Source organism: uncultured Proteiniphilum sp., from assembly GCF_937873925.1.
GTDB lineage: Bacteria > Bacteroidota > Bacteroidia > Bacteroidales > Dysgonomonadaceae > Proteiniphilum.
In genome coordinates this window covers 1-4310 of sequence record NZ_CALNAT010000236.1, presented here as the reverse complement: position 1 = coordinate 4310, position 4310 = coordinate 1, and the positions used below count along the sequence as shown (strand labels likewise).

At 48.2% G+C, this 4310-nt stretch carries 3 protein-coding genes; all 3 read left to right on the top strand.

Translation table 11 applies throughout. The annotated features are described in order from the left end of the window. The coding region (rplJ, locus tag Q0502_RS16465; RefSeq protein ID WP_298653175.1) for a 50S ribosomal protein L10 at positions 1-400 on the top strand (400 nt) is incomplete at its 5' end. Between the two features lie 51 nt (positions 401-451). Beyond that, positions 452-829, top strand: a complete 378-nt coding sequence (gene rplL, locus Q0502_RS16460) for a 50S ribosomal protein L7/L12 (RefSeq protein ID WP_298653172.1) — start codon at positions 452-454, stop codon at positions 827-829. Between the two features lie 96 nt (positions 830-925). Continuing rightward, a partial coding sequence (gene rpoB, locus Q0502_RS16455) for a DNA-directed RNA polymerase subunit beta (protein ID WP_298653169.1) occupies positions 926-4310 on the top strand: 3385 nt, incomplete at its 3' end.

Below are 4310 nucleotides of genomic sequence, written 5' to 3'. Positions count from 1 at the left end.
CGAATGCTTTCTGCAACAGGGGATCAAGCTGGTGGTGGTTAAGAATACCTTGTTGCAAAAAGCATTCGAGTCGCTCGAAAGAGACTATACCGACCTGTATCCCGTATTGAAAGGGAATACGGCCATTATGTTCTCTAACGTAGCCAACACTCCTGCCAAGCTCATCGATAAATACAAAGCCGACAAAGTACCGGCTTTCAAAGGCGCCTACGTTCAGGAAAGTTTCTTCGTCGGAGAAAAAGCTTTGCAAGACCTGGTGAATATCAAGAGCAAGACGGAGCTTATCGGAGATGTGATCGCACTGTTGCAATCACCTGCAAAGAATGTTATTTCCGCACTCCAATCCGGGGGCACCATACTCCACGGGGTATTGAAAACGTTGTCGGAGAAAGAGAGTTAATTAATTTTTACAACAAACAGAATTAGTAATCAATTTAAATAAATAAAAAAAATGGCAGACTTAAAAAAATTTGCTGAAGACCTGGTTAACCTGACAGTAAAAGAGGTTAATGAACTGGCTGAAATCTTAAAAACCGAATACGGTATTGAACCGGCAGTCGCAGCTGTTGCTGTTGCCGCACCTGCCGCAGGCGGAGATGTAGCCGTAGTAGAGGAAAAAACAGAATTCGATGTAATCCTTAAAAGCGCAGGTTCAGCTAAACTTGCCGTGGTTAAGGCAGTAAAGGAACTCACCGGACTCGGTTTGAAAGAAGCCAAAGATCTGGTGGACGCAGCTCCCAGCGAATTGAAGAAAGGTATAACAAAAGACGAAGCAGACGCTTTGAAAAAACAACTTGAAGAGGCTGGGGCAGAAGTTGAACTTAAATAACATTTACCTAAATTAGGTTAATATGGTTAGGAATCTTCTTCCTGAAGATTCTTAACCTTTTGTGTCAATATATAGTAGGTTCAAAAACTCACATCCATGTCTTCAAATAACGCCAATCAAAGAATCAATTTCGCGTCGATTAAAAATCCGCTTGATTTTCCCGATTTTCTGGAAGTACAGTTAAAATCGTTTCAGGATTTCCTCCAACTCGACGCCCCTCCCGAAAGTAGAAAGAATGAAGGATTGTATAAGGTTTTCACGGAGAATTTTCCTATTGCCGATACCCGCAACAACTTCGTCCTTGAATTTTTAGATTACTATGTTGATCCTCCGCGCTATACCATCGACGAGTGTATAGACAGAGGACTCACCTACAGTGTCCCGCTGAAGGCAAAGCTGTATTTATATTGCACCGATCCCGATCACGAAGACTTTACCCCTGTTATTCAGGACGTATATCTCGGCACTATTCCCTATATGACCGAGAAAGGGACGTTCGTCATTAACGGCGCCGAGCGCGTAATTGTTTCGCAATTGCACCGTTCTCCGGGCGTATTCTTCGGACAGAGCCTCCACGCGAACGGCACAGTGCTTTATTCCGCCCGTATCATCCCGTTCAAGGGGTCATGGATTGAATTCGCTACGGACATCAATAATGTGATGTACGCCTATATCGACCGGAAAAAGAAATTGCCGGTCACCACGCTGCTTCGCGCCATAGGCTTTGAAAGCGACAAAGATATCCTTGAGATATTCGATCTGGCCGAAGAGGTGAAAGTAAATAAAGCAAGCCTCAAAAAGGTGCTGGGACGCAAGTTAGCCGCGCGCGTACTAAAATCATGGATGGAAGATTTTGTCGATGAAGATACCGGTGAGGTTACCTCCATCGAAAGGAACGAAGTGGTCATTGAGCGGGAAACCGTGCTGGAACAGGAGCATATAGACGCGATCATCGAATCGGGCGTCGCTTCCATTCTCCTGCACAAGGAAACGGCCAATACTTCCGATTATTCCATCATTTACAACACATTACAGAAAGACCCGAGTAATACGGAGATCGATGCCATCCGTCACATCTACCGCCAGTTGCGCAGCGCCGAACCGGCTGATGACGCCAGTGCACGGGAGGTAATCAACAATCTCTTTTTCTCGGAGAAAAGATACGACCTGGGCGACGTAGGACGCTACAGGATCAACAAAAAACTGAATCTCGAAATAGATGTCGATACCCGTGTCCTCACGAAAGAAGACATGATCGAGATCATCAAATACCTTATCGAGCTTGTCAACTCCAAAGCCGTGGTGGACGATATCGACCACCTCAGTAACAGGCGTGTGCGCACGGTAGGGGAACAATTATATACCCAGTTCGGAGTAGGTCTGAACCGTATGGCGCGTATCATCCGTGAAAGAATGAACGTGCGCGATAACGAGGTTTTCACCCCGATCGACCTGATCAACGCGAAAACCATCTCATCGGTCATCAATACATTTTTCGGGACCAATGCGCTGTCGCAGTTCATGGATCAGACCAACCCACTGGCTGAGATCACCCATAAACGCCGTCTGTCGGCGCTTGGTCCGGGCGGACTTTCACGCGAACGCGCCGGGTTTGAGGTGCGCGACGTTCACTTCACCCACTACGGCCGCCTTTGCCCGATAGAAACACCCGAGGGACCGAATATCGGGCTTATCTCCTCGCTCTGCGTCTATGCAAAGATCAACGATCTCGGATTCATCGAAACCCCTTACCGCAAAGCAGAGAACGGAGTTGTGAATATCCACAACAACGAGGTCATCTATCTCGCCGCGGAAGAGGAAGAAGACAAGCTGATCGCGCAGGGAAATGCGCCGCTCGATAACAAAGGTCGCTTCGTGAACCCGCGTGTGAAAGCAAGGCAGGATGCCGATTATCCCGTCATCGCGCCGGAAGAGGTGGAACTGATGGACGTGTCGCCCATGCAGATTGCGTCTATCGCCGCATCGCTTATTCCGTTCCTTGAGCACGACGATGCCAACCGTGCATTGATGGGATCGAACATGATGCGCCAGGCAGTTCCGCTGATGAGAACCGAATCACCCATCGTAGGTACAGGTATTGAGGGCCAGGTTATCAAAGACTCCCGGTCCCAGGTCATGGCTGAAGGAAACGGTGAGGTCCTCTATGTAGATGCCAACACCATTAAAATAAAATACGAGCAGACCCAGGAAGAGGAATTCGCCAGTTTTGAGGATGCCATAAAGACTTATAACATCCCCAAATTCCGGAAGACCAACCAAAATACCACCGTCGACCTGCGTCCTATCTGCAAGGTAGGTCAAAAAGTAAAAGTAGGCGAAATTCTTACCGAAGGATATGCCACACAGGACGGTGAACTGGCGCTGGGTAAAAACCTGAAAGTGGCATTCATGCCGTGGAAAGGGTATAACTTCGAAGATGCTATCGTGTTGAGTGAACGGCTGGTGAGTGAAGACGTATTCACCTCGGTGCATGTGGAAGAGTTCTCCCTTGAGGTACGCGAAACCAAACGGGGAATGGAAGAACTCACTTCCGATATTCCCAATGTGAGTGAGGAGGCAACCAAAGATCTCGATGAAAGAGGGATCGTCCGCGTCGGAGCACGCATCAAACCGGGTGACATCCTGATCGGTAAAATCACTCCGAAAGGCGAATCCGATCCGTCACCCGAGGAAAAACTGCTGCGCGCCATTTTCGGCGACAAGGCAGGGGATGTAAAAGACGCTTCCCTGAAAGCGTCTCCATCGCTCAATGGCGTAGTTATCCACACCAACCTGTTCTCAAAAGCATCCAAGAAAGGAAAGACCAAACTTTCCAATAAAGCGCTTCTCCCCAAGCTTGACGAAGAGTACGAAGTCAAAATGGAAGAACTCAGGAAAGTGCTTATCAATAAGCTGCTCACCCTCACCGAAGGCAAAACTTCGATAGGAGTGAAGGACTACACCAATATGGATATCGTCCCCAAGGGTGCAAAATTCACGCACAAGGTTTTGGGTGAAATCGATTACCAATCCATTCAATTGAATAAATGGACGTCCGACACCCATAAGAACGAACTGATACGCACTACGGTGATCAATTACCTGCACCGTTACAAGGAACTGGACGCTGAGTTGAAACGGAAGCGTTTCGATTTCACCATCGGTGATGAACTGCCTTCGGGAATCATGCAGATTGCCAAAGTGTATGTGGCGAAAAAACGGAAGATCCAGGTGGGAGACAAAATGGCAGGACGCCACGGAAACAAAGGTATCGTATCCAGGATCGTGCGTCAGGAAGACATGCCTTTCCTTGCCGACGGAACACCTGTAGATATTGTGTTGAACCCCCTGGGTGTACCCTCCCGTATGAACCTAGGACAGATATTCGAGACCGTACTCGGCTGGGCGGGACAATCACTCGGTGTGAAGTTTGCCACCCCCATCTTCGACGGTGCGTCGCTCGATGACCTGAATACATGGA